This is a genomic window from Methanocalculus sp., from assembly GCF_029762515.1.
Taxonomy (GTDB): domain Archaea; phylum Halobacteriota; class Methanomicrobia; order Methanomicrobiales; family Methanocorpusculaceae; genus Methanocalculus.
In genome coordinates, this window is the sequence record NZ_JARVGN010000154.1 from 1 (window position 1) to 4,929 (window position 4,929).

Consider the following 4,929-nt stretch of genomic DNA (forward strand, 5'->3'; position numbering starts at 1 on the left):
CGGCATGGTAGTCGTTCATGCGGTTTATGACGATCAGATCGTTCATAATCTCGTTGATCTCATTTGCTACGCTAAGGATGTCCCGTACAGTAAGGATTCCGATGACTTTTTTCTCCGCATTCACGACCGGTAACCTTCGGACACGGTTAATGACCATCATCCGTGCAGCATCGGCAATAGCTGCATCTGAATCGATCGTGATCAGCGGTGTGCTCATCACTTCCTTTACGTATACCTCGCCAGGTTTTCTGTCTTTTGCCATAACCTTGCAGTTGAAATCCTCCTCAGTAACAATGCCAATCGGCAGATTGTTCTGTAGCACGATACAGCTCCCGACCTCATCACGGCACATTGCACGTGCAGCCTCTGCAGTTGTTGCATTGGCATCGATTGTAGTCGGATTGAGTTTCATCACCTCCCGTACAGGGACGCGGGTTTCGAAGTCCATGTTGTCATTCTGTCTCATTTTCGTTTCACCTCCTTTTCTGCTCTCTTCGCTGATGACACATCTACTATGCAACGCCCATATTAAAAGATTCGTAAACCAGACACCCTGAGATGGTTTTGGTCTGCGGAGTCTCCTCACCAGCACTATTTTGGCAATAGGTGGGTAGTATTAATAAGAATTGGGAGAAGAGTACAAGTACCATGGCAGATCAGGTAACTGCCAGTGTTCAGGGGTTGACAGATGAGTATGTTTACTCGGGCTAAAAAAAGATTGAGTAAGTTTTTTCAGAATATTTTTCGCAGGAAACGTTCCAGAATAGGCATTTATGGCCCCCCAAATGCAGGGAAAACCACACTGGCGAACCGGATTGTCCGTGACTGTTCGGGTGACGCGATTGGTCCTGTTTCAGAGATTCCGCATGAAACACGCCGGGCACGGCGACGGGAAGATGTGGTGATCACCGGAGCAAACGGAAATACCCTCTCACTGGATATTGTCGATACTCCGGGTGTGACAACCAAGATCGACTATCATGAGTTTCTGGAATACGGCCTTGAGCAGGATGAAGCGATCTCCCGTGCACGTGAGGCAACCGAGGGTGTTGCAGAGGCGATGCACTGGCTCAGGGAGGATATCCATGGTGTCATCTATGTGATGGACAGCACACTGGATCCCTTCATGCAGGTGAATATCATGATGGTCGGGATTATCGAGAGCCGGGATCTCCCGGTGGTGATCGTCGCAAATAAGACAGACCTCCCCGATGCAGCACCATCGCGTATCAAGAGTGCATTCCCCCAGCACCCGGTCATCTCATTATCGGGACTTGAAGGGACAAATATGGAAGAACTCTACGATATGATGACCGAACACTTCAGGTGATCTCAATGATACAGGGAGTACAAATCGAACTCATCTCCGCAGATCGGCTTACAAATCTTACAACAATGGAGAAGATCAGGACGATCCTCGACTCGGTCATCCTCGGTAATATTGTTGTCCTTGAGCATGGTCTTACGCCGGATGAACAGAGTATGCTGGTTGAGGTGACTATGAGGGAGATCCGGCCCGGTGGCTTTTCAGGGATAGAGATGGAGACCTATCCGGGTAAAGAGGCTGAATCCGGCGGCATATTTGGGCGGCTCTTCAAAGGGAAGAAACCCCGGCAGGGAAGAATGACTGTGATCGGTCCTGCGGGCCAGCTGAAGATGCTGAAGATTGAACGTGACCGGCTTGTTGCCTGGGCCTCGCTCACATCGGGAGGATAATCAGTACCATGCCTCACAAATGTACCCAGTGTGGCCGCGAGTTTCGGGATGGCTCAACTGAGATCCTGAGGGGGTGCCCAAGCTGTGGAGGGAAGAAATTCTTCTACGTCAGCGAGAAGGTGAGGCATAAGGACGTCCTTGAAGAGAAGAGTATAAGTGAGATCGCAGAAGAGACGAACGAACCGATCCTTGAAGTCAAAACCCCTGAAAAACCCCATGCAGATATGTATGATCGGGTCGAGAGTGTCCGGATCGTTGGTCCCGGGAGTTATGAGCTAAATATTGAGAAACTTGCCAGAAGTGATGAGCGGGTCATTGGTGTCGGCAAGGATGGCAGCTATGTCGTTGATCTCATCTCGATGTCAAAGGCAAAAGGCAAAAAGCCGAAGACGAAGAAATAATCTCATCAATATTCGCCCGATTTTCTTTTTAAAGCCCTATCTTCGCATTATTTCCCAATCCTCCCCAATCTTTAAATAGTATGATGAGCTACAGATAACTGGATTTCTAACAGTAGTGGCCACCTGACCGCACCATGCATTCTCTTTGTATGCTTGTTCCGGGGTGTGTCGTTTCTATCGAATGTACCATACACTGGTACAGACAGATACCCGTCACGGAGGTGATTCTATGACAACACGCTATATCACATCGGTCTCTCAGATTCCGGGGCTCTCGGCTGAGGAGAAGAAAGATATCGGGAAAGTTGAAAACTGGTTCTCTTTCAAGGCAAGTGAATATTATCTGAACCTCATCGACTGGTCTGATCCATATGATCCGATCAGAAGGCTGATCATTCCTGATCCTGGTGAGATTGAGGCAGAAGATGGCGATCTTGATCCTTCAGGCGAATCGACATATACGGTAGTACCAGGTCTTCAGCATAAGTATGCACGTACCGGCCTTCTGCTCGTCTCAGACCGGTGTGCAGGCCTCTGCCGGTATTGCTTCAGAAAACGCCTCTTCGTTGAGGGGGCGGATGAGATCTCTCCTGATGTGACCGCCGGGATTAACTACATCAGGAAACATCCCGAGGTGACAAATGTCCTCCTCACCGGTGGTGATCCCCTGATGCTCCCGACAAGGAAACTCCGCGAGATTATCGCAGATATCAGGACGATTGATCATGTTCATATCATCCGGATAGGGAGCAAGATGCTGGCATATAATCCGATGCGTATCTCAGAGGATACGGAACTTCTTGGTCTCCTTCGCGAATACAGCCTGCCTGAGAAGCGGATCTACCTGATGAGCCAGTTCACCCATCCGCGTGAGATCACGCCGGAGGCCGAAAAGGCAATTTCCGCTCTGATTGATGCGGGTGTCATGATCCTGAACCAGACTCCGATTCTACGTGGAATAAATGATTCAGGTGATCTGCTGGCTGAACTCTTCCGGAAACTCTCCTTCGTTGGTGTGTCTCCCTACTATATCTTCCAGTGCCGCCCGACACATGGAAATCATATCTATTCTGTCCCCATCGAGGAGAGCTACCGGATATTTGAGGAGGCACGATCGCAGGTCTCCGGCATTGCCAAGCGTGCACGGTTTGTGATGTCGCATGCCACCGGGAAGATCGAAATTGCTGCCTGTACGAAGGATTACGTGGTGATGAAGTATCATCAGGCAGCAGATCCCGAAGAGATGGGCAAGGTTGTTGTCTGCCGGAGAAACCCCTCGGCATACTGGTTTGATGACTATGTATCGATCGTCGACGAATGCCCCCTCTCCTCAATGGATGGTCCCCGCAATGATCTGGCGACCGGCGCACCCCCGGAAGCTGATACCCTCTCGGAGTGAAGGTTCCCCCTTCCCTCCGATACTCTTAAAGTCTTACCTGTTCTATTAATATACCGCACAGTATGTGCTGGCTGAGGTAAGTCCGACGTGCTCGATGGCACTGCCCGTTATGGGGGCTTGGGATTACGGCGAGTCAGTTAAGGCTCTTTTCGTGACTTACAGTGAATGGCAACTGCCGGACACTCCTGCACTCTCTTGCAGGCAGCTAAACAAAAAATGAGGTATACATGGCACGAATGCATGCACGACGGAGAGGATCGTCGGGTTCTGTCCGTCCTTATAGAACGGATATTCCGGAATGGTCCAACACCGATCTCGCTGAGATCGAGAAGCTGATTGTTGGAATGAAGAAGGATGGCCTTTCTTCCTCTGTCATCGGTATGACGCTCAGGGACAAGTACAGTGTCCCCGATATCAAGCTGGTGACCGGTAAACGTATCGGAACAATCTTAAAGGAGAACGATCTTGTCTCCGAGATCCCCGAAGATCTTCGGAACCTGATGCAGAAGGCTCTTGGAATGCGGAAGCATCTCTCTGAAAATAAGAAGGATATCCACAACAAGCGCCAGCTCCAGCTGACCGAGTCAAAAGTCAGAAGACTGGTCAGGTACTATACAAAGTCAGGAAAGCTCCCGAAAGGGTGGACATACAAACCGGAGACCGCAGAGATTCTCCTTTCACGATAAATTATGCCTCTTTCGCCGTCAACTGAATTGCTTGCACAGCACCTGAAGTCATCAGGCTTTGTGGAGATCTATGCCCATCACGATGTCGATGGGGTAGCAGCGGCATCAATTCTATGTACGGCGTTAACAAGAATTCACGTTCCATTTCATCTTCATATTCGTTCAACAATCAGGACAGAGATGATCCCAACCGACACACCGGTTCTCCTCTGCGACTTTGGGTCGTCACTATCTGATCTCCCTGATTCGGTGATGGTTATAGACCACCATATCCCGTCATTTTCTGGTGAGTTCCATGTCAACCCGAGGCTCTTTGGCATCGATGGAGATCTTGAACTCTCGGCATCGGGAGCTGCATATTATGTTGCACGTGAGCTTGGTGAGAACCGCGACCTAGCAGGGCTTGCAATCCTTGGAGCAATCGGGGACAGGCAGGAGTTTCTGGGTCCAAACCGCGAGATCCTGAATGAAGGGATCGGCAACGGAGTGATCTCGACCAGGCCGGGCTTCATGCCTGCCGGCCGGACTCTCTATGATCGCCTCTTCCTGGCAACGGATCCATATCTTCCGGGGATATCCGGCAATGAGACTGTATGCAGGGAGATGGCGGGGCTCGTCCATCCGGATCGGCCCGCAGAAGAAGATTCATTCTTCCTCTCGCGGCTCGTACTCGGTGTCGATGAAACCGCATCTGCAATTGCGCTTCAGAGGCTTGTATCGGACAGCT

The 4,929-nt window shown here is 50.4% G+C and carries 7 protein-coding genes; 6 read left to right on the forward strand and 1 reads right to left on the reverse strand.

Annotated features, from left to right (window positions below; all coding sequences use genetic code 11):
• Positions 1 to 466, reverse strand: a 466-nt coding sequence (locus QCH34_RS06685; RefSeq protein WP_300332082.1) for a CBS domain-containing protein, incomplete at its 3' end; no start/stop codon positions are given.
• Positions 467 to 688: 222 nt separating this feature from the next.
• Between QCH34_RS06685 and QCH34_RS06690 the strand changes: the two genes are divergently transcribed.
• From QCH34_RS06690 to QCH34_RS06715, 6 genes are all read left to right on the forward strand, one after another.
• Positions 689 to 1,330, forward strand: a complete 642-nt coding sequence (locus tag QCH34_RS06690) for a GTPase (RefSeq protein WP_300332084.1) — start codon at positions 689 to 691, stop codon at positions 1,328 to 1,330.
• A 5-nt stretch (positions 1,331 to 1,335) separates the two neighbouring features.
• Complete coding sequence (locus QCH34_RS06695; RefSeq protein WP_300332086.1) at positions 1,336 to 1,716, forward strand: DUF2073 domain-containing protein; 381 nt, start codon at positions 1,336 to 1,338, stop codon at positions 1,714 to 1,716.
• A gap of 8 nt (positions 1,717 to 1,724) precedes the next feature.
• Positions 1,725 to 2,117: a Zn-ribbon domain-containing protein gene (locus QCH34_RS06700; RefSeq protein WP_300332088.1), complete on the forward strand. Its 393-nt coding sequence runs from the start codon at positions 1,725 to 1,727 to the stop codon at positions 2,115 to 2,117.
• A gap of 229 nt (positions 2,118 to 2,346) precedes the next feature.
• A complete protein-coding gene (locus tag QCH34_RS06705; RefSeq protein WP_300332090.1) occupies positions 2,347 to 3,516 on the forward strand; it encodes a KamA family radical SAM protein in 1,170 nt (389 codons plus the stop codon).
• Positions 3,517 to 3,743: 227 nt separating this feature from the next.
• Positions 3,744 to 4,202 carry a 30S ribosomal protein S15 gene (locus tag QCH34_RS06710; RefSeq protein WP_300332093.1) on the forward strand — a complete coding sequence of 153 codons (459 nt, stop codon included), beginning with the start codon at positions 3,744 to 3,746 and terminating at the stop codon, positions 4,200 to 4,202.
• A gap of 3 nt (positions 4,203 to 4,205) precedes the next feature.
• On the forward strand, positions 4,206 to 4,929 hold a 724-nt coding region (locus QCH34_RS06715; RefSeq protein ID WP_300332095.1), incomplete at its 3' end, for a DHH family phosphoesterase.